Genomic DNA, 19,931 nt, shown 5'->3' with positions numbered 1-19,931 from the left:
TTCGTCTTCGATGAGCCGTTTTGATTTCTGGCGAGACTTATAGGCCATACATCAAAAGACATCGGGGAACTTCACATGCATCACCGCAGTATTTCGTCGTGCTACGCAACCCCGCTCGCCAGCACCCTGGGTTGCGCCGCGGCGGTTCTGATTGCCAGTTCATCGCCAGTGTGGGCAGCCGCCGATAGCAGCGTGCAACACTATGAAATCCCTGCGGCGCCACTGGGCACTGCGCTCAATCACCTGGGCCAGCAAGCCCATTTGTTGTTGTCGTTTCCCAATGAATTGATTGCCGGACAAAACAGCCCTGGCTTGAAGGGTGATTACACGGTCGACGGTGCGCTACAGGCGCTGCTTGAGGGCAGCCAGCTCATAGCGGTGCGCCAGCCGGATGGGCGATACACCCTCCAGCGAGCGCCGGCTTCTACCGCGCTGGAGCTTCAAAGCATTTCAATTTCGGGCAAAGCGCCCGGGTCTACTACAGAAGGTACCGGGCTTTACACCACCTACTCATCCAGCAGTTCCACCCGTCTGAACCTGACCCCCAAAGAGACCCCGCAGTCGCTGACCGTCATGACCCGCCAGCGCCTGGATGACCAGCGCCTGACCAATCTAAGCGATACCCTCGATGCCACACCGGGCATCATCGTGTTGCGCGACGGGCTGGGTGCCGAATCCGATGGTTACTTCTCGCGCGGCTTCGAGGTTCAGAACTTTGAAATCGATGGTGTGCCTACCGTCAAGCGCATGGACAATTACACCCAGAGCATGGCCATGTATGACCGGGTGGAGGTGGTGCGCGGTGCTACCGGCCTGATCAGCGGCCTGGGCAGCCCTTCAGCGACGATCAACCTGATCCGCAAGCGTCCGACCTCCGAGGCTCAGGCCAGCGTCACCGCAGAAGCTGGTAACTGGGACCGCTACGGAACTGGCTTTGATGTATCTGGCCCGCTGACCGAAACCGGCAACGTACGCGGTCGTCTGGTCGCCGACTTCAAGACAGAGCAGTCATGGGTAGACCGCTACAAGCAGGACTCGCAGCTGATCTACGGCATTACCGAGTTCGACCTGACTGAAGACACTCTGCTGACAATGGGCTTCAGTTATCAACGCACAGACGTTGACTCGCCCATGCGCTCCGGCCTGCCGTCCCGCTTCACCGACGGGTCTCGCACCAACCTAAAACGCTCGCTCAATTCGGCTCAAACGTGGTCTTACAACGACCATGAGCAAACCAGCTTTTTTACCTCGATCGAACAGCAGTTCGCCAATGGCTGGAGCGGAAAGATCGAGCTGACCCACTCCGAAAACAAGTTTGATGAAGTCTTCAACTACGTCAACGGCAGCCTCAACCCGGACGGAAGCGGCACCACTCAGTTGCCAGTGCGCTTCTCCGGCATCCCGCGCCAGAACAACATCGATGCCTACCTGACCGGCCCGTTCGGTCTGTTGGGCCGCGAGCACGAATTGATCGCCGGCGTGACCTTGTCCAACTACTACGAGGACGTGCCAAGCTACGGCGGCTGGAAATACGACTATTCCGGCTCTCCGGCTGGCGCGATCGATAACCTGTTGAACTGGAACGGCGGCTCGGCCAAACCGGAATTCGACGTCACTGGCAAATCCACTGCCGACGAAACCCAATACGCCGCTTATCTCGCCACGCGCCTGCACGCCACCGACGATCTCAGTGTCTTGCTGGGTAGCCGCGTGATCGATTGGCATCGTGACATCGAGGATAAACCCTACAACGCCGAGCAAACCAAGACCAAGGAGGCGGAAACCGGCGTCTACATCCCGTATGCTGGCGTGGTGTATGACGTCAACGATACGTGGTCGCTGTATGCCAGTTATACGAAAATCTTCAACCCACAGTCGTCCTGGGTTCGCGACATCGACAACAAACCACTGGATCCGATGGAGGGCACCGGGTATGAAGTTGGCGTCAAGGGAAGCCACTTCGACGGCAAGCTGAACTCCAGCGTCGCGCTGTTCAAGATCGAGCAGGACAACCTGGCGATCTGGATCGATACCCCAGGCGGTAACACGTATAAGTCGGAGCAGGGAACCACTACCAAAGGCGCTGAATTCACCCTGGACGGAGAGCTGGCCGAAGGCTGGCAGGCATCTGCCGGTTATGCCTATGCAGTCAGCACCGACGCTGACGACCAGCGTATCGTTACCACCCTGCCTCGCCACAGTCTCAAGACCTTCACCAGCTATCGCCTGCCGGGGATTCTGGACAAGCTCACCCTTGGCGGCGGTGTGAACTGGCAGAGCAAAACCGGTGCCGACCTGCACACCTTCACTCAGGGTAGCTATGCCGTCACCAACCTCCTGGCTCGCTACGACTTCAACAAGCATCTGAGTGCGTCAGTCAATCTGAACAACGTGTTCGACCGTGAATACCTCAGCTATGCCGGCGACCACGGTATGTACGGTGCTCCAAGAAACATCATGACGGGTTTCAAGTACAACTTCTGACGTTCGCGCGCTTCGTGCTGAACCGGAGCCATCGGTTTCAATCCAGTATCGACGCCCGCAAATCCAACGGCAATCGGCACTACTGGGAATCGATGGCTCGGGAGAGTGCGCCTGTGGCGCTCGACTCGTGGTTTCCCGGCGGTTCGAGCCAGACAGAGGGGCGATTAGCTGCCATTCACCCAGGGCCGGAACCTGCTAAGCCTGCGGCGAACCCAATGCAGCAACAACTTCGTCTATGAAGTGCCTGAGCTTTGCGGAGGGGCGACGGTCGAGGGGGTAGATCAGATTGACGGGATACGTGGGTCCTTCGAATTCCTCGAAGAGTACGACCAGCTCCCCCCGTTGCACATAGGGCATCAGTACATCCTCGACACACAGCGTGATGCCGAAATCCGACAATGCGGCGTTCACCTTGGCCTGGGTGTTATTGACTTTCAGTCGACTTGCAATGGGGACCGTGAACGTCTGCATGTTTTTGGTGAATCGCCAGAGTTTGTCCGTCATTCGATCGGAGAACAGATAGCCGAGACAATCATGGTCCACGAGTTGTTCGGGATGGAGTGGGGTCCCTTTTCGTGACAGATAAGCGGGAGATGCGCAAGCAAACATCCTGAAAGGTCTCAAGCCGCGCTGAACCAATGCCGCGCTGTCGGCCAGTTGGGGTTTGCCAAGCCGAAACACGACTTCGAATCCCTCTTCTACGACATTCACGAACCTGTCAGTCAACTCCAACTCGATTTCCGTTTCTGGGTAACGCGTTAGGTATTGGGTCAGGAACGGGATGAGTCGATGAGAACCATAATTATAGGGGGCGCTGATACGGATTTTTCCGCGCGGAGTCGAGTTTGCTGACAGCGCCAGCTGATCGGCGTCTTCAACGTCGCTCAGGATAGCCTTGCAGCGCAAGTAATAGTCCCTGCCCACGGCGGTCAGGCTTTGTCGGCGCGTGGTGCGGGTGATCAATTTAAGACCTAGCTCAGATTCCAGATTGCTGACCTGTTTGGCAATCAGCTGCGGCGTCACGCCTAACACGGCAGCTGCTGCCGAGAAGGAGTCTGACTCGGCTGCTGCTACGAACGCCGCCATGCTTTTTAGCTTATCCATATCTACAATCTTTGGTTGTTAATGTTATTGATTTTTGAGCATTTATCTTGAAGATCTTCGTGCTTAGTATCGCCTCGGTCAATAAAAAAGAAGCGCTGCGCGCTTTACTGAACGGAGAGTCTGAAATGGTGAACATTTCCCATGAAACAGTCCAGGATACGGAGCGTCGATTGTTGCACGTCATTACCCAAGCCCATTTGAGGCTCTTCCCCGGCACCTACGCCTTTCTCGAGTTTCCGTTGTCATCGTTTCCTGATGCCGCTCGCCCTGATGCACTGGCGCTCGTACGAGATGACCAGGTGTGGAGTCAACTGGTCCCCTGTGCCGACGTCGAGCAAGAGCTGTTCGGCGTCTTCCGATTCCATTTTCCGCAAGGCTCCGACAACAGCGGTTTCGTTGGCTGGTTGGCAATGCGCCTGAAGCAGAAGTTTGGGACCGGCGTTTTTGTGACCTGTGGCCAGAATCGAGATGAGGGCGGGATCTTTGATTATTGGGGCGTCCCGGCCAGCCTGGCTTCAGATATTTTCGCAGAGATCCAGGCTTTGGTGGATGGCCAAGCGGACGGGGAGGTGGCAGTTTCCCTGTAGCGGATACGTTCGAGTGTCCCCAGATCTCGGCTTCTGCGCGGCTGAATGGTCATCAGCCATGCGCGTATCTGAATGATGTGCTGACGCAGTGAGCCAGAGATATCTAGCAACTGCTTGCGCATCTGTGGATGCCTGATTGATCCGTGCAAGGTGTGTACGCTGGCTGCTTACTCTTTAGCAACCCATTCGAGATATTCATCTGACATTCCTACCATCAACGGAGTCAGCGCTTGTCAGTGGCGAAAGGATTGTTCCAGAAACTCGGTAATCAGCGAGGCAATCTGCGCCTGTATCAGCGCGCGCGGTCGTGCGTTAACGCCGTCCTGGCAAATGATGCCATCGCCAGGTGCATCTTCTTCAAGCAATGCCGTGGCGCCAGGTTTGCACATGGACAGGAAGCTGAAGTGGCTGGCGTCCTCGATCTCGACATAACGAGTCGTCGCCGGAGGCAAACGCTTGGCCAGGGCGGCGGATTCCAGCTGTGCAGGGAGATCTTCAGACGCTGCGCCCGCCGCGATCACCAGAGTCGGTACTGGCAACGCCATCAGGCTTTCATCGGTCAGGCCGCGTGAAAGGCCCAGATCCAGGGTAACAATGGCAGTGACACGTTTGTCGCGCAGATCGCTGCCCAGTCGAGCTTTCGAAGCCGGTGCGCTATCGGGATTGATCTGCTTGTAAACGCTGCAACTGGATAGCTTGGGATGAGTGATGCAGTCCTGGACGAAACGCTTGGGATCGAAACGGGCACCCGCGATTTCCAGCGCGGTCCAGCCACCCAGTGAATGGCCAGCCACTGCGATCTGACGCTTGGCTACCCGTCCAAACTGATCCGGCTGGGCCATGACTGCATCGATGGCCCGTTGCAAGTCGATGGGGCGCTGCCACAACTGTGCTGCGGCTTCAGTGCGGCGATCGTGGGTGGTGGTGCCAGGGTGGTTGACTGCCGCCACGATGTAGCCCTGGTGAGCCAGTGCACTGGCTAACCATGACTGGTTCCCCCAGTTGCCGCGAAAACCGTGGGAAAGTACCACCAATGGAAGCGCACCTGTGGCCGGGTGTGCATCGCGGACGGCGAGGGCACCGGCGAATACCTGGGTCTCAGCGATCAATTGTGGTGTAGCGGTGGTTGTGCTCGGGTACCAGACTGCCAGCTCCAGCGGGCGGCCATTTTGCGCGCCCGGCAACGTCGAGACCTGGAAGCCGATGGTTTTGTAGCCTGCGAATGCGGATATGTTCAGGCAGACATAGAGCAAGAAGCCGAATACTGTTTTCATTGGCTTATCTTCCTTGATGAGGCCAGCGTCGGTTGGGTGCGACCTGATGTGCGGAAAACATATCAGCCATCGCGCCCGCGCGCGCAGTCATTTTGAATCGCTTTTGATTTCACAGGCACTGAACGACCGCTTTTGGCCGATAGCTGTCCTCCACGAGCGGCAGCAATGGGTCGAAAGCGGCCTCCGCGTCCCTGGTTGCCTCAACCAAGGCCACCGGTGGCATCGACGCCGTGGGTGTGTTCGTGCCAGACGATCCGGGGGCGAAGAACGACCTGGCGAAGCAGGGCAAGATGGCCTTCGATTTCGGTGCGTTCTGGTTCAAGGGCCAATCCATCCGCACGGGCCAGGCGAACCTGAAGCCTGCAACCGCCGCCTGGCGCAGCTCATTCATCACGGGCGCACCACGCCTTCCCGGATCATTTCCCATCGTTTGACGCTTGCTGAAGGGCCCGACGCCTACAAGCACTTTGATGCGCGGGATGATGGCTGGACGAAGGTGGTGCTCAAGCCTGCTGCTTGATCCGTATACCGATGCCTCCAGGGAAGGAAGCTTGGCGAGGGACGCGTTCGTCTTCTAACCACCCCCTGTCTGAAACAATGCCCGAACCACCTCCCTCATCCAGCGATTCCCGCTGTCCTGCTGGTACCGTGCGTGCCAGTGCTGCTTGACCGTGAAGCCCTCCACTGGAAACGGGCAATCGTGCACCTGCAAACCATGCATGTCGGCAAGGGTCTGTCCGATGTGCCGTGGCAGCGTCGCCACCAGGTCGGTCGACCCGACGATCATCCCCAAGCCCAGAAACGCTGGCAGCTCCAGTATGATCCTGCGTTCGATGCCGGCCCGCGCCAGGCCAGCCTCCAGCAGCTTCTGCCCGGTCCCGGCACTGATCTGTACATGCCCCTCGCCCTGGTAATGCGCCACGCTCATGCCTTTACCCAAACGAGGGTGTTGTGGGTTGCTCAGGCAGACCCAGTCCTGCTCGAACAACACCTGTTGATACATCCCCGCGCCCAGCCAAGGCACAAAGCCGATGGCCAGGTCCGCCTCGCCCGACTCCAGCGCACTTTCGGTATTGCCATCGATGCGCGCCGCCTCCAGGCGAATACCGGGCGCGTGGGTACGCAGGTGGTTGAGGATGCTGGGCAGCAGGGTGATATGGCTGGCATCACTGACGCACAGGCGAAAGCGCCGTTGCGCCGTGGCCGGAACGAATTGCGGCTCCCAGGCAGTCAGGCGCCGCAGCGACTCCAGCACCTCGCGGCATGGCCCGATCAACTGGTCTGCGCGCGGGGTAGGGGCCATGCCCCCTGGCGTGCGTACGAACAGCGGGTCGTTCAACTCTTCACGCAAGCGCCCCAGCCAGATGCTCACAGTAGGTTGGCTCTGGCCGAGCTGTTCAGCGCTACGGGTCACGCTGCGGCACTGGTACAGCACATCGAACAGCTGCAGCAGCTTGGGGTCAGGCAAGGCGTCGAGCGCGCTCATTATTGCGAATCTCAATAGGCATATTAAGCCCATTGTATAGCCGAAATAAGCCTCGCTGCATAAGGTAGTCGCAAACAACAGGAGGTCTGCGACGTGAAAATCTGCATTCTGGGTGCCGGCGCCCTGGGTTGCGCCATAGGCGCGGCCTTGAGCGAGGCGGGGCATGAAACCTGGCTGTTGAACCGTGGCCGCGCACATGTCGAGGCGATGAACCTGCACGGGCTGCGGGTGCAGGACGAACGCGGCGAGCGGCAGGTGCGGGTCAATGCGGCCTGCGACGCCGAAGACGTGGGTGTGGCCGACCTGGTGGTGGTGCTGGTCAAATCGTTCCACACCCGCGAGGCGATTGACGGTGCCGGGGCGCTGATCGGGCCGCAGACGCTGGTGCTGTCACTGCAGAATGGCCTTGGCCATGAAGACATCCTGGCCGAAGTGGTGGGGCGTGAGCGGGTGCTGGCCGGCAAGACCTACGTCGGCGGCGTATTGCTGGCGCCGGGTTCGATCCGGGCCGGTGTAGCAGGCAAGCAGACCTTCATCGGCGAACTCGACGGCAAGCTGACGCCCCGTGTGCAGGCCATTGCCGAGGTCTTCAACAGCGCCGGGCTCGCGACCACGGTCAGCGACAACATCCTTGGCACCATGTGGGACAAGCTGCTGGTCAACGTCGCGACGGGCGCGCTCAGCGCTATCACCAGGCTCGGTTATGGCCAGCTCTACAGCGAGCCGCTGCTGGAAAGCACCGCCAAGGCAGCGGTGGCTGAAGCCATCGCCGTCGCCGGGCAAGCAGGCATCCGCCTGAGCCTCACCAGCCCGGATGCTGCCTGGCGGCTGGCCGCCGAAGGCCTGCCGGCAAGCTTCCGTACCTCGATGCTACAGAGCCTGGAGAAGGGCTCGGTCACCGAGATCGATTTCATCAACGGCTCCGTCGTGCGCTGGGGCCAGCGCCACGGCGTGGCGACGCCGGTCAACGCGACCCTGGTGGCCTGCATCAAGGGTATCGAACGCGCAATGGCCGATCAGCAGAAGGGGAGTCATCCATGAGTCAGCCGAAAGCCTACCTGGAACACGTTGCGTTCTGGGTGCGGGACATCCAGTGGCACATCCGCTTTTTCAGCGAGGTGTGCGGCATGACCATGCGCGAGATACAGGGTGACGTCGAGCAGCCGGCGCAGTACTGGACCCTCGGTGGCCTGCAGTTCATCCACCAGCCGGACTTTGCCGGCCCGGAAGGGCGCATGGCGCACCTGGGCATCATGTGCGAGGACCTTGAAGCTGCCCTGGCCGCTGCACAGCGTTTCGGCGTCAGCGAAATGCCCCAGGGCCGCAACTGGCTGCGCCTGCCGGACGGCCTGGCGGTGGAGTTCATTCAGGCATTGCCGGCGAAGTGTGTCGCCCAGGCATTGGCCATCGACCCGCGTGCGGAGGTGAAGGCATGAGCGTGGTGGAAAAATACTGGGACGATGCCCGCGAAGGCGATGAATGCATCAGCCCCACCTACACCGTGACCCGCGAACGCATTCTGGCCTATGCCGACCTCACCGGTGACCACACCCCGGTGCATGTCGACGAGGCGTACGCCAACGCGAGTCACTTCGGCTGCCTGGTTGCCCATGGCCTGTTCGGGCTGTCGATCGCCGACGGCCTGAAGACCCAGTGCGAATACCGCTTTGTGCCGGGCATGTCGCTGGGCTGGACCTGGGACTTCGTGCTGCCGATCAAGGTCAACGATGTGCTGCACGTGCGCATGCGCGTGGGGGCGATGCGCCCGAGCAACAGCCGACCGGGCTGGGGCATCGTGGTCTTGCCGTCGGAACTGATCAACCAGCACGGCGAAGTCGTGCAGCGTGGCGAGCACCGGCTGATGGTGCCCAGGAGAGTGCAGGCATGAGCCAGGCATTGCCATTGGCGGGTATCCGCGTCATCGATTACAGCCACTTCCTGGCCGGGCCCTATGTGGGCCGCTGCCTGGCAGCACTGGGCGCCGAGGTGATCAAGGTCGAACGGCCGGGCAGCGGCGATGCCGGCCGCCAGCATGCATTCACCCTGGATGAGCAGCAGAGCGGTTACTTCCTGCAGCTGAACATGGGCAAGCAGGGCGTCAGCGTGAACATGAAGGACCCGCGTGGCAAAGCGTTCATGCAACGCCTGACCGACTCGGCCGATGTGTTCATCGAAAACTATCGCCCCGGCGCCCTGGACAAACTGGGCCTGGGCTATGCCGAGCTGTCGGCGCGCAACCCGCGACTGGTGTACTGCTCCATCTCCGCGTACGGCCACACCGGGCCGGATGCCCACCGCGCCGGTTTCGGGCTGATTGCCGAGGCCAAGAGCGGGATCATGCAGATGGTCGGCGTGCCGGGCGAAGCGCCGCCGTTGCTGCGCATTTCCCTGGGCGACATGTACACCGGCATCCATGCCGTGGCGGCGATCAATGCGGCGCTACTGGGCCGGGTGAGCAGTGGTCGTGGCCAGCACATCGACATGGCCCTGTACGACACGCTGGTGTCGATGCATGAATACGCGGTGCAGTGCTACACCTTGTCCGACGGCACCGTCCTGCCTGAGCAGACCGGCCATGACATGCCGACCTCCACCCTGTACGGCGTGTTTCGCGCCGCCGATGGCGACCTGGTGATCGCCGCCCAGGTCGACGACGCCTGGAAGCGCTTTGCCGCGATGCTCGAGGCCAACGGTGGCCCGCCCGGCTTCGGCAGCGACAGCCGCTACCACAGCCTCAATGGCCGCAACGCCCATCGCCAGGCGATCCTGGCCGTGGTGCGTGACTGGGTCGGCGCACGGCGGGTAGCCGATATCCTGCAATTGCTCGATGGCATCGACATTCCCAGCGCCAAGGTGCAGCGCATCGACGAGGTCGTGGCTGACCCGCAGATCCAGGCGCGCAACATGGTCATCGAGCAGCAGCACCCGCGCTACGGTACCTTGCGCCTGCCCAACCTGCCGTTCCGCTTTTCCGACTGCGACACCACGATCCACCAGGTGGCCCCGGACCTCGGCCAGCACAATGCCGAAGTAGCCGCCGGGCTTGGCTTCAGCCCTGAAGAAATCACCGCCATGCAAGCTGACGGTGTGCTGTTCACCCACGGAGATGCCCGATGAGCGACCGCTATGCAGTGATCGGCCGACCGATCAACCACACCAAGTCCCCGTTGATTCATGGCCTGTTCGCCCAGGCCACTGGCCAGTGCCTGGAGTACGGCGCCATCGAGGGCGAACTCGAGGGCTTCGAGGCCCAGGTACTGCAGTTTCGCGATGATGGCGGGTTGGGCATGAACATCACCGCGCCGTTCAAGTTGCGTGCCTTCGAGCTGGCCGACCAGCGCAGCGAGGCCGCCCAGCTGGCGCGGGCGGCCAATGCACTGAAGTTCGAGGATGGCCGTATCGTTGCCGAGAACTTCGACGGCATTGGCTTGTTGCGGGATATCGAGGAAAACCTCGGTGAACCGCTGGGCAATCGACGGGTACTGTTGCTCGGCGCCGGTGGCGCGGTGCGTGGTGCGTTGCTGCCGTTCCTGCAGGCGGGGCCGAGCGAACTGGTGCTCGCCAACCGCGACATGGCCAAGGCGCTCACACTGCGCAACGAGCTGGATCACCCAAGGCTGCGCATCAGCCGTTATGAGGAACTGGAAGGACAGTCCTTCGACATCGTGGTCAACGCCACTTCCGCGAGCCTCACCGGTGAGCTGCCGCCGCTGCCTGAGGGTGTGCTGGGCGAGACGCGGCTGGCTTACGAGCTGGCGTATGGCAAAGGCCTGACGCCGTTCCTGCGCATGGCCCAGGCGCAGGGTGTGGCGCGACTGGCCGATGGTGTCGGCATGCTGGTCGAGCAGGCGGCGGAGGCGTTCGCCTGGTGGCGTGGGGTGCGGCCAGAAACCCGCACCGTCATTGATCGCCTGACTATTCCGCTGGAGTAGGACCAAGACCACTGTGGGAACGGGCATGCCCGCTCCCACAGTGGCCCTGCCAATCAGTACGGCGGCGGTGGCAATTCGGCCAACAGTCTTTTGAGCCCGTCGCTCCACTGCCTGCGTATCTGCTCGTAATAGGCATCGTCGCTGGCGATACGCTGGCGTTTCGGTGTTTCCAGGCTGTCCTTGTGATATACCAACAGGTCCAACGGCATACCCACCGACAGGTTGCTGCGAATGGTCGAGTCGAACGAGATCAGGCCACAGCGCAACGCTTCATCGAGAGGCATCTGGTAGCCGAGGTTACGGTCCAGAATCGGCCGCCCATACTTGCTTTCGCCCAGTTGCAGGAACGGGGTGTCTGGCGTGGCCTGGAAGAAATTGCCCTGCGCATAGACGTTGTAGATGCCCATGGCGCCGCCGGCAATCTGGCCGCCGACGATGAACGAACTGCTCAGGTCGATTCCGGCCGACAGCTTGCTGCGATCACGGCCGACCACTTCGCGCAGGGTGTCGGCAACCAGTACCGTCGCATCGTAGAGCGTGGCAACGTTCAGCAGGTTGGGGCCGGGGCCCCGGGTGCGTTGCTGCAGCAGGTTCACCACCGATTGCGAGGTCGCCAGGTTGCCAGCGGTCTGCAGCACGATCAGGCGTTCCCCCGGCACGCCGAACACGAACAACTTGGCAAAGCTGGCGATCTGGTCGATGCCCGCATTGGTGCGTGAGTCGCTGATGAAGACAAGCCCGTCCGCCAGGTGCATGGCGACACAATAGGTCATGCTGTTTCCCTTGTTTTCTTTATGAACGGGTGCAGCGCCTGTCACTGGCGATGCACGTGCACGCTGGCCTGCATCGATTCGGCGCCACCTCCGCGGCGCACGCCCCTGACCGGACAGGCATCGAGGTAGTCCAGGCCCACTGCCAGCTTCAGGTGACGCTCTGGCCGGGTAAGGCGATTGGTGATGTCGAAGCTGTACCAGGCGTCATCGACCCAGGCTTCGGCCCAGGCATGGCTGGCCAGATGCTGCTCGTCTTCGGTGCACAGGTAACCGGAGACGTAGCGTGCCGGAATACCCAGGCTACGTGCGCAGGCGAGGAATGCATGGGTGTGGTCCTGGCAGACCCCGGCAGCGCCGCCGAACGCTTCGATGGCGGTGGTGCCCACCGACGTGGCCCCGGGACTGTATGGCATGTGCTCGGCCAGGGCTTGCATCAGCCCGACCAGCGCCGCCCGGTCGCGGTGTTCGCCACAGTGTCGCTTGGCGAAGGCCTTGAGTGCGTCATCGGCCTGGGTCAGGTGGCTGCCGCGCAGGAATGGCAGGGGAGAATGTTCGCCGGCCTCCTGCTCGCGCTCCGGGTCGATCTCCACCTGGCCGCTGGCGGTCAGCGCCAGGTGACCGTGGGGTTTGTCCAGGGTCAGTACATGCAGGATGTTGCCATACGGGTCGATCTGGCCGTTGACCTTGCAGGGCAGGTCCAGTTGCCATTCATTGATGCGCTGGCGCTCGCTGCTGCGGGGTGTCAGGCGCAGGAACTGGATGCTGTTGCAGACATCGCTTGCGTAGCTGTACGTAGTGTCGTGGCGAATGGACAGTTTCATACGACCTCCAGATAGGAGTGATGGACCGCCTGGCCCAGTTGGTTGATGCGTCCGATGAAGTCGCTCAGCCACGGGTGCAACCCCGCTTCGAGGATTTCGTCGATCGCGGTGTAGCGCAGACGAGCGTTGAGTTCGGCGGCCATGCGCTGGGCGGCGCGCCCGGTGCTGCCCGGCAGGCAGGCAAGGATCTGGTCCAGTTCCTCGATACAGGCATGCAGCGAGCGGGGCACGTCGACCCGCAGCAATAGCAGCTCCGATACCGGCCGTGCACTGGGCGCGGCGCGATAGAGTTCGTTGAAGGCTTCGTAGGAGGTTAACGCGCGCAGCAAGGCGCTCCATTGGTAGTAGCCGCGGGCAGAGTCATCGCTGACCTCTTCAGAGGCCTCGCCGAACATTTCATAGCGTGCATCGAGCAGGCGCAGGGTGTTGTCGGCTCGCTCCAGGAAGGTCCCCAGGCGGATGAAACTGTATGCGTCGTTGCGCATGATGGTGCCTGAGGTTGCACCGCGGAACAGATGCGAGCGTTCCTTGACCCAGTCGCAGAACTGGCTGATGCCGTAACGGCCAAGGCCATTGCTGGCAATGTTGCGCATCTCGATCCAGGTAGCGTTGATGTTCTCCCACATGTCGGCGGTGATGCGGCCACGCACTGCGTGGGCATTGGTCCTGGCCGCCTGCAGGCAGCAATAGATGCTGCTGGGGTTGGTCGCGTCGAGGGCGAAGAAGTGCAGCATGCGCTCGGTGTCGAGTTCGGTGTGCCGGCGGCGGTAGTCGTCCAGCGTTCCGGATGCCAGCAGCGACATGGCCAGCTCGGCATGGCCGTCACTGCGCCCGGCCTGGGGCATCAGTGATAGCGAATAGCTGACCTCGAGCATGCGCGCAAGGTTCTCCGCACGCTCCAGGTAGCGCGACATCCAGTACAGGTCGGAAGCAGTTCTCGAAAGCATGGTTCAGTCCTCCACCACCCAGGTGTCCTTGGTACCGCCGCCCTGCGACGAGTTGACTACCAGCGAGCCCTCCTGAAGTGCCACGCGGGTCAGGCCGCCTGGCACCAGTCGGGTTTCACTGCCAGACAGCACGAACGGGCGCAGGTCGATGTGGCGCGGTGCGATGCCGCTGTCGACAAAGGTCGGGCAGGTGGACAGGCACAGGGTAGGTTGGGCGATGTAGGCATGCGGGCGGGCCTTGATGCGGGCGCGGAAGTCTTCGATCTGTGCGCTGGTTGCCGCTGGCCCGACCAACATGCCATAGCCACCGGAACCCTGGGTCTCCTTGACCACCAGGTCGGGCAGGTTGGCCAGGACATGGGACAGGTCTGCAGGCCTGCGGCACTGCCAGGTAGGGACGTTGTTCAGCACCGGTTCTTCACCCAGATAGAAGCGGATCATGTCGTCGACATACGGGTAGATCGACTTGTCGTCTGCCACACCGGTGCCCACCGCGTTGGCCAGCACCACGTTGCCGGCGCGATATACCGAGATCAGCCCCGGCACGCCCAGCATCGAGTCAGGGTTGAACGACAGCGGGTCGAGGTAATCGTCGTCCAGGCGGCGATAGATCACATCCACCTGCTGCGGACCGGCGGTGGTACGCATGTAGACATGCTCGTCACGGATGAACAGGTCCGCGCCCTCGACCAGTTCGATACCCATTTCCCGAGCCAGGAAGGCGTGCTCGAAATAGGCACTGTTGAAGCGGCCAGGTGTGAGCAGCACGGCGGTGGGGTTGTCCAGTGGGCTGGCGCTCTTGAGCGTGTCCAGCAGCAGGTTGGGGTAGTGGTCGATCGGGGCGATGCGCTGTGCGGCGAACAGCTCGGGGAACAGTCGCATCATCATCTTGCGGTCTTCGAGCATGTAGCTGACCCCGCTGGGGGTGCGCAGGTTGTCCTCCAGCACGAAGTAGCTGCCATCACCATCGCGGACCAGGTCGACGCCGGCGATATGGGCATAGAGCCCACGGTGCAGCCCCAGGCCCTGCATGGCGATCTGGTAGCCTTCATTGGCCAGCACTTGCTCCGGCGGGATGATGCCGGCTTTGAGGATGCGCTGGTCGTGGTAGATGTCCTGCAGGAACAGGTTCAGGGCGTGCACCCGCTGGATACAGCCGCGCTCGACCATGCGCCATTCGCTGGCGCGAATGCTGCGCGGGATGATGTCAAAGGGGATCAGGCGCTCGGTGTCTTGCTTGTCACCGTACAAGGTGAAGGTGATACCGGCGCGGTGAAACAGCAGGTCGGCTTCGCGTCGGCGTTGCTCCAGCAACTCCAATGGGGTGTTTGCCAACCAGCGAGCGAACTCCTGGTAATGCGGGCGGCAACTTCCGTTCGTTTCGTACATTTCATTGAAAAATGCCCGGGACATACCCACTCCTTGCCGCCGTTGCCGGCAGCTTCATTGCGGTTCATCTACATATTCGGGTGCGGCCTTGCTGGGGTCGGTGGGTGCTGTGTCTGCGGTGAGCCTCGAATCCAATCAATTGCTGGTGCGTCGTGCACGCAAGGGCCGTTGCAATGAAGGTGCCGAAAGCCCGGCACAGCTGCGAAATGGCAAGAAGCGAGCGGTAACACATTGAAACCGCGAGATTTTATTGCTGCATTCAATGACTGCGCAGCGCGCAGCCGTAGCGGAGCGGCCCGAGGGACCGCCGACAGGTGTGCCTCAAAAAAAGGCACGTCATGCACCGAGCTTCAGCTTTTGGCCCGAATTGGAGCGCGCCTGTTGATTTTCCGTAGTTCTGGATTAATGTAGCGAATTAAACAATTTATGTTGAATGAGCTACATAATGGATTGGTTGCTACTGATTCTCGGATTGCCGACGGCCAATGCCACAGAGCGAATGCGTGCCTGGAGAGCCCTGAAGGCCTCTGGAGCCGCAGTGTTGAGGGATGGTGTTTACCTGCTGCCCGAGCAACGCTCGGGTCGGGAGGTTTTCGAAGCCGTCGAGCGAGACGTACTGGCCATCAACGGCACGGCATTTCTCCTGTCGCTGCCGGAGCGTGAAGAGCGCTTCAGCAAGCTGTTCGACAGGAGCGATGAGTACGCCAGACTGATGGCAGAAATCGCAGGCTGCAGGGCTGAACTGGCGCCGGACAATGCGCTGCAGACAGCACGGCAGGTGCGCAAGCTCAGGAAGGCCTTCGGCCAGTTGGCAGCGATCGATTTTTTCCCGGGCGTGCCCAGGGCACAAGCCGACTCGGCGCTGCAGGAGCTTGAAGCCGCGATTAGCCGCGCACTGTCTTGCGATGAGCCGAGTGCGCACGATCAGGTTATCACCCGACTGGAACGTATCGACTACCAGGGCCGCTGCTGGGCAACCCGTAGGCGCCCCTGGGTGGATCGGCTGGCATGTGCCTGGTTGATACGTCGCTTCATCGATGCTGACGCCCGATTCATCTGGTTGGGCAGCCCTGACGACTGCCCGAGCGATGCGCTCGGCTTCGACTTCGACGGTGCAACGTTCAGCCATGTCGGGGAGCGTGTGTCCTTCGAAACCCTCATCGAAAGTTTTGCCATTCAGCAGCCAGGCCTGTCTCGGTTGGCCGCCGTCGTGCATTACCTGGATGTTGGTGGAAGCCAGCCCTCAGAGGCGCCTGGCATCGAGCGCGTCCTCGCGGGCTTGAGAGAAAGCATTGGCGACGATGATCAACTGACAACGGTCGCCGGGGGCATCTTCGACGGCCTGCTGACGGCTTTCGCAAGTGAGGAAAACCCAAATGGTTGAAACCACCTCCGCAGTAAACGAACAGCCTCCATCGCAAGCTGCTCGCAAGCCGATTGGCTTGTTTGAAGCGTTTCTGTTCTGGCTCAAGCTGGGCTTTATCAGCTTTGGCGGACCTGCCGGGCAGATCTCGATCATGCACGAGGAGTTGGTTGAGCGGCGGCGATGGATCAGCGAGAAGCGATTCCTGCACGCACTGAACTACTGCATGGTGTTGCCAGGCCCTGAGGCACAGCAGCTAGCCACCTACATCGGTTGGCTCATGCACCGCTCCTGGGGTGGGGTGATTGCCGGCGTACTGTTCGTGTTGCCCTCACTGTTCATCCTGATTGGCTTGTCCTGGGTCTACATTGCCTTTGGCGAGGTCCCGGTGGTGGCCGGGATCTTCTATGGCATCAAGCCTGCAGTCACGGCGATCGTCGTTCACGCGGCTCACCGGATTGGCTCGCGCGCGCTGAAGAACGGCTGGCTGTGGGCCATGGCCGCGGCGTCGTTCGTGGCTATCTTCGCTCTCAACGTGCCTTTCCCGCTGATCGTGCTGGTCGCCGGTATCATCGGTTATGTAGGCGGCCGGTTCGCGCCCGGCAAATTCGTGATTGGTGGCGGTCATGGCGCTGCCAATAGCAGTTACGGCCCGGCGCTGATCGACGACGACACACCAACGCCTGAGCATGCGCGTTTTCGGGTGGGGCATTTGCTGCGCCTGGTACTGATCGGCGCGGTACTCTGGGCCTTGCCCATGGGGCTGCTGACACTGGCGTTTGGCTGGGCCGGCACCCTGACGCAAATGGGCTGGTTCTTCACCAAGGCCGCACTTTTGACCTTTGGTGGCGCTTACGCCGTACTGCCCTATGTCTACCAGGGCGCCGTCGCGCACTACGGCTGGCTGTCACCTACCCAGATGATCGATGGTCTCGCCTTGGGGGAAACCACGCCAGGGCCGTTGATCATGGTGGTTGCCTTCGTCGGCTTTGTCGGTGGTTATGTGCATTTAGTGTTTGGCGCGGAGCACCCGTTCCTGGCCGGTGCGGTCGCGGCGAGCCTGGTCACCTGGTTCACCTTCCTGCCGTCCTTTCTCTTCATCCTGATCGGTGGCCCGTTGGTGGAGTCGACCCACAATGAGATGAAGTTCACTGCGCCACTGACTGGCATCACGGCTGCGGTCGTGGGGGTGATCCTCAACCTGGCCCTGTTCTTCGGCTATCACGTGCTCTGGCCAAAGGGTTTCGGCGGGGCGTTCGACTGGCCTTCGGCGCTGATCGCTATTGCTGCTGCAGTGGCCCTGTTCCGCTTCAAGCGTGGCGTGATCCAGGTACTGGTTGCCTGTGCTCTGGCCGGCCTGGCAGCCCACATGCTGCGTGGTTGATGCCGGTTGCCGGCCGACGTCGTCGGCTGGCTTTCACGAGCTGTGTCCAGGCGGCGGGAGGGTCGTGAATGACCGTATTCATCCCTTCGCCTTGGATAACGGGCTCCCTTCTTGCTGTTGCCCATCCAACAGCAGCCGTACAGTGATGCTGCTACCGCAGCATGCCGCTCCCGCTAAATAAGCAGGCACGCCTGGAAATACGTGGGGTCTGGCTGATTGGCATGGAGTCTGCTCAGTCGCTCTGGAATCTTGTGAACTCCAGGGGGCGACGTGATCGCTGATGAATACCCACTGATTGCCGGCGACCCAGTGAAAGCCACTGCGCTGGCCGGCACAGGTGGACGAAATATTGCCTTTGCCTCGGCATCGATCGCCGATATCGCGCTGGAATTCCGCGTGGTGACCAAACGCTACGAGGGCCGCAGGTCAGGCTCTAGTAGCGCGGTTGAGCAAGTGAGCCTCGCGGTGCGGCGTGGCGAGGTGCTTTGCCTGATGGGTACATCCGGCAGCGGCAAATCGACCTTGCTGCGCCACGTCAACCGGTTGATAGAACCAAGCAGCGGCGATGTGCTTATCGATGGCGAGCTGCTGAGCGACCTGACGTTGCCCGCGCTGCGCCAGCTGCGTTCGCAGCGCATCGGCATGGTGTTCCAGCACTTCGGATTGTTGCCGCATCGCAGCGTACGCGACAACGTTGCCTTGCCTCTGGAGCTGCGAGGTGAGCCGGAAAGTGCGCGGCACGCAGCGGCGCAACGGCAACTGCAGGCGGTGGGGCTGGCAGAGTGGGGCGAGCATTTCCCCCACGAGTTGTCTGGCGGCATGCAGCAACGCGTCGGGCTTGCCCGGGCGCTGGTCACCGACCCTGACATCCTGCTGATGGACGAACCATTCAGCGCGCTGGACCCGACCATTCGCCGCGACCTGCAGGGTCGCTTCCTGCAACTGGTGCGTGAACGCGGCATCACGACGCTGCTGGTGACCCACGATCCGGGTGAAGCGTTGCGTCTGGCCGACCGTATCGCCGTGCTGCGCGCCGGGCGACTGATTCAGGTCGGCACCCCCGGTGAACTGCTTGAACAACCGGCGGACGAGGGCGTGGCCGATTTCTTCGACGAGCGGCCGCATATCGGTCCCACCGCTGCGTCGCCTGGCGACGAGGTGCTCGGCGCGTCGCCGCCGGCCGCTTTGCAAGCGCCTGCGAAAAACAGCTGGCTTCGCCAAGGCCTGTTGGGCCCGGCAGCGCTGGCTGCCGCAGGACGAAGTAGCCTGTTCTGGCTGGCGCTGCTGGTGGAGTTGACGGCCCTCGCCGGGTTCGCTGGCGCGTGGCGCGAGGGGGCCGGATGGATGCTGGCCATCGCACTGGCAGCACTTCTGGTCAACCGCACTGCCTGCGTTTGGCTGAGCCTGCGCGGTCACGACCGTGACTCCCATGGCGCGGGATTGCCCCTGGTGCTGCTGCTGGCGAGCCAGGCACTGACACTATGGCGCGCCCTGACGCCTGATGCTGCCGGCGCACTGCTGCAGTTTCCCTCCGACCGCGACAGCATGCTTGCGGTAGCTGGTGCCATCGACCGGTTGATCAGCTGGTCTCAGTTGACCTTCGAGAGCGCCTTCGTCGGGGTGATCGTCGCTGTGCGTACTGTCATCGAAGGCGTTGAAGGCGCGCTGGGCTGGATTCCGTGGCCGGTGCCGGCGCTGGCCCTGATCTATCTGGCCTGGCGTTCCGCCGGAGCGACCCTGGCCCTTACCAGTGCGTTGGCCCTGGGCTACATCGGCCTGTTCGGTTTCTGGGAACGCACGGTCTCTACCGTCGCGCTGGTCGGCTCATCGGTGCTGCTGTCGCTGCTGATCGGTATTCCTACCGGCATCTTGCTGGCCAAGCGGCCGCTGGCGCGGCGCGTGATCACGCCGCTGCTCGATGTCATGCAAACCTTGCCGACCTTCGTCTACCTGATTCCGGCGGTAGCCTTTTTCTCCGTCGGCAAAACACCGGCGGTGATCGCCACGGTGATCTTCGCCCTGGCGCCGATGATCCGCCTCACTGCCCTGGGTATTCAGGAGGTGCCCAAGGCCGCAGTAGAGGCCGCAGTCGCCCACGGCGCGACGCCCTGGCAGACGCTCACCCGGGTCGAGTTGCCGCTGGCTTCCGGCTCCCTGTTGCTAGGGGTGAACCAGACCATCGTGATGAGCCTGTCCATGGTCGTCGTGGCAGCGCTGATCGGCGCCGGTGGCCTCGGCTACGACGTCATGACCGCCCTGCGCAACATCAAGGGTGGGGAGGGCGTCCTCGCCGGCATCGCCATTGTTTTCTGTGCCTTGGTGCCCGACCGGATCATCCAGGCATCCCTTCGCAAACGTCATCGTCCCACTCAGGAGTAAACCCCCTA

At 61.7% G+C, this 19,931-nt stretch carries 17 protein-coding genes and 1 pseudogene; 11 read left to right on the top strand and 7 right to left on the bottom strand.

Annotated features, from left to right (window positions below):
- Positions 1–75: 75 nt before the first annotated feature.
- On the top strand, positions 76–2,484 hold the full coding sequence (locus tag ACIQYU_RS19915) for a TonB-dependent siderophore receptor (protein WP_333956643.1): 2,409 nt from the start codon (positions 76–78) through the stop codon (positions 2,482–2,484).
- Positions 2,485–2,679: 195 nt separating this feature from the next.
- Here the strand turns inward: ACIQYU_RS19915 and ACIQYU_RS19910 are convergent, their stop codons facing one another.
- Complete coding sequence (locus ACIQYU_RS19910) at positions 2,680–3,588, bottom strand: LysR family transcriptional regulator (protein WP_207830185.1); 909 nt, start codon at positions 3,586–3,588, stop codon at positions 2,680–2,682.
- Between the two features lie 47 nt (positions 3,589–3,635).
- Here ACIQYU_RS19910 and ACIQYU_RS19905 point away from each other — a divergent pair, with 47 nt between their 5' ends.
- On the top strand, positions 3,636–4,175 hold the full coding sequence (locus ACIQYU_RS19905) for a DUF6196 family protein (protein ID WP_233687468.1): 540 nt from the start codon (positions 3,636–3,638) through the stop codon (positions 4,173–4,175).
- Between the two features lie 233 nt (positions 4,176–4,408).
- Here the strand turns inward: ACIQYU_RS19905 and ACIQYU_RS19900 are convergent, their stop codons facing one another.
- Positions 4,409–5,449 (bottom strand): alpha/beta fold hydrolase, encoded by a 1,041-nt coding sequence (locus tag ACIQYU_RS19900; protein WP_233687467.1) that lies wholly within the window; start codon positions 5,447–5,449, stop codon positions 4,409–4,411.
- Positions 5,450–5,637: 188 nt separating this feature from the next.
- Here ACIQYU_RS19900 and ACIQYU_RS19895 point away from each other — a divergent pair.
- A pseudogene (locus ACIQYU_RS19895) lies at positions 5,638–5,969 on the top strand (aldehyde dehydrogenase); the annotation flags it as partial.
- A gap of 54 nt (positions 5,970–6,023) precedes the next feature.
- Here ACIQYU_RS19895 and ACIQYU_RS19890 read toward each other — a convergent pair.
- Positions 6,024–6,935, bottom strand: coding sequence for a LysR family transcriptional regulator (locus ACIQYU_RS19890; protein ID WP_233687466.1), 912 nt, complete (start codon positions 6,933–6,935; stop codon positions 6,024–6,026).
- Positions 6,936–7,028: 93 nt separating this feature from the next.
- Between ACIQYU_RS19890 and ACIQYU_RS19885 the strand changes: the two genes are divergently transcribed.
- From ACIQYU_RS19885 to aroE, 5 genes are read left to right on the top strand one after another with little or no spacing between them, the layout of a single operon-like run.
- Complete coding sequence (locus ACIQYU_RS19885; protein WP_233687465.1) at positions 7,029–7,976, top strand: ketopantoate reductase family protein; 948 nt, start codon at positions 7,029–7,031, stop codon at positions 7,974–7,976.
- Entirely contained in the window at positions 7,973–8,371 is a 399-nt protein-coding gene (locus ACIQYU_RS19880; protein WP_085622481.1) for a VOC family protein, read from the top strand. Before ACIQYU_RS19885 ends, ACIQYU_RS19880 begins: the two co-directional genes overlap by 4 nt.
- Positions 8,368–8,823, top strand: a complete 456-nt coding sequence (locus ACIQYU_RS19875; protein ID WP_063913500.1) for a MaoC family dehydratase — start codon at positions 8,368–8,370, stop codon at positions 8,821–8,823. The genes ACIQYU_RS19880 and ACIQYU_RS19875 overlap by 4 nt, the downstream gene beginning before the upstream one ends.
- A complete protein-coding gene (locus tag ACIQYU_RS19870) occupies positions 8,820–10,052 on the top strand; it encodes a CaiB/BaiF CoA-transferase family protein (protein WP_063913499.1) in 1,233 nt (410 codons plus the stop codon). Before ACIQYU_RS19875 ends, ACIQYU_RS19870 begins: the two co-directional genes overlap by 4 nt.
- Complete coding sequence (gene aroE, locus ACIQYU_RS19865; RefSeq protein ID WP_063913498.1) at positions 10,049–10,867, top strand: shikimate dehydrogenase; 819 nt, start codon at positions 10,049–10,051, stop codon at positions 10,865–10,867. The genes ACIQYU_RS19870 and aroE overlap by 4 nt, the downstream gene beginning before the upstream one ends.
- A 53-nt stretch (positions 10,868–10,920) precedes the next feature.
- Here aroE and ACIQYU_RS19860 read toward each other — a convergent pair whose 3' ends face one another.
- Genes ACIQYU_RS19860 through ACIQYU_RS19845 form a run of 4 tightly spaced genes read right to left on the bottom strand, consistent with a single transcriptional unit; the run spans position 10,921 to position 14,821 of the window.
- Positions 10,921–11,640 (bottom strand): proteasome-type protease, encoded by a 720-nt coding sequence (locus ACIQYU_RS19860; RefSeq protein ID WP_207830172.1) that lies wholly within the window; start codon positions 11,638–11,640, stop codon positions 10,921–10,923.
- A 41-nt stretch (positions 11,641–11,681) separates the two neighbouring features.
- Entirely contained in the window at positions 11,682–12,461 is a 780-nt protein-coding gene (locus tag ACIQYU_RS19855; RefSeq protein ID WP_063913496.1) for a transglutaminase family protein, read from the bottom strand.
- Positions 12,458–13,408: an alpha-E domain-containing protein gene (locus ACIQYU_RS19850; protein WP_063913495.1), complete on the bottom strand. Its 951-nt coding sequence runs from the start codon at positions 13,406–13,408 to the stop codon at positions 12,458–12,460. The genes ACIQYU_RS19855 and ACIQYU_RS19850 overlap by 4 nt, the downstream gene beginning before the upstream one ends.
- Positions 13,409–13,411: 3 nt before the next feature.
- Positions 13,412–14,821 carry a circularly permuted type 2 ATP-grasp protein gene (locus ACIQYU_RS19845; protein WP_207830170.1) on the bottom strand — a complete coding sequence of 470 codons (1,410 nt, stop codon included), beginning with the start codon at positions 14,819–14,821 and terminating at the stop codon, positions 13,412–13,414.
- Between the two features lie 418 nt (positions 14,822–15,239).
- Between ACIQYU_RS19845 and ACIQYU_RS19840 the strand changes: the two genes are divergently transcribed.
- The 3 genes from ACIQYU_RS19840 (at position 15,240) to ACIQYU_RS19830 (ending at position 19,923) form a co-directional block, all read left to right on the top strand.
- Positions 15,240–16,181, top strand: a complete 942-nt coding sequence (locus ACIQYU_RS19840; protein WP_207830634.1) for a chromate resistance protein ChrB domain-containing protein — start codon at positions 15,240–15,242, stop codon at positions 16,179–16,181.
- Entirely contained in the window at positions 16,174–17,544 is a 1,371-nt protein-coding gene (gene chrA, locus ACIQYU_RS19835) for a chromate efflux transporter (protein WP_207830168.1), read from the top strand. The genes ACIQYU_RS19840 and chrA overlap by 8 nt, the downstream gene beginning before the upstream one ends.
- 324 nt (positions 17,545–17,868) lie before the next feature.
- A complete protein-coding gene (locus ACIQYU_RS19830; RefSeq protein WP_333956658.1) occupies positions 17,869–19,923 on the top strand; it encodes an ATP-binding cassette domain-containing protein in 2,055 nt (684 codons plus the stop codon).
- The last annotated feature ends 8 nt before the right edge of the window (positions 19,924–19,931 follow it).

Origin of the sequence: Pseudomonas sp. NPDC096925 (assembly GCF_044762545.1) — a bacterium.
Classification (GTDB): domain Bacteria; phylum Pseudomonadota; class Gammaproteobacteria; order Pseudomonadales; family Pseudomonadaceae; genus Aquipseudomonas.
Note: the sequence above shows the minus strand (reverse complement) of the source record. Positions and strands in the feature narration are given on the sequence as shown.